Source organism: Caballeronia sp. GAWG1-1, from assembly GCF_023631465.1.
Lineage (GTDB): Bacteria > Pseudomonadota > Gammaproteobacteria > Burkholderiales > Burkholderiaceae > Caballeronia.
On sequence record NZ_JALQDB010000112.1, the window covers coordinates 1 to 655 of the forward strand.

Below are 655 nucleotides of genomic sequence, written 5' to 3' on the forward strand. Positions count from 1 at the left end.
GCATCGTTAAGCGAGCTTAGGGCCATACCAGCGATCACAAGAACGATCAGGCTCAGAGTTCCGAATGACGCGGCCAGCTTTGCCTTGACCGTCCAAGTTTCTTTTTTCATTTTTTTCCAAAATGCATGAGTGGAGAACAAGGGTCATTCGGCACGAAAGCACCCTGCACTATCTGCTGGCTTAACGGCGATAAACGAAGTTTCTTGAGAGAGGCGTCGTCATCCTGTGACGGCGTCTTTTTATTATTGGAAAAGGGACATCCTGTCGGAAAGAAATACTGCCAAGAAAACACTCAACTACGCAAACTTCGCGTTTTCAGTATCAGCTTCAGAAAGTATCGGTCGTTAAGCATATTCGGGTACAGCCGCGGGCCGTATTGCGAGAAAGTGGCAAATAACCACCTATATTAAGTATTTTCCCTGAGAGAAAAGATGGTCCACAATCTAAGCGTCAAAAGTAAGCTGGCATACGCGTTCTCGGTTCTGACTGTCATGGTGGTCTGTATTTCGATCAACTCCATTTACGCGCTCAATCAGTCACGACAAGCATTCGAGTCTTATTTAGAAGGTGTTAATGCGCGCGCAAACGTTGCCGCACAACTACGCGGGGCGGTCGACCGACGCGCCATCGCCGCGCGCAATATTGTGTTAGTCAC

Annotated in this window: 1 pseudogene; it reads left to right on the top strand. The window is 48.2% G+C overall.

The features are described from left to right. Positions 1 to 431: 431 nt before the first annotated feature. Positions 432 to 655, top strand: a pseudogene (locus NCT03_RS33675) (methyl-accepting chemotaxis protein); the annotation flags it as partial.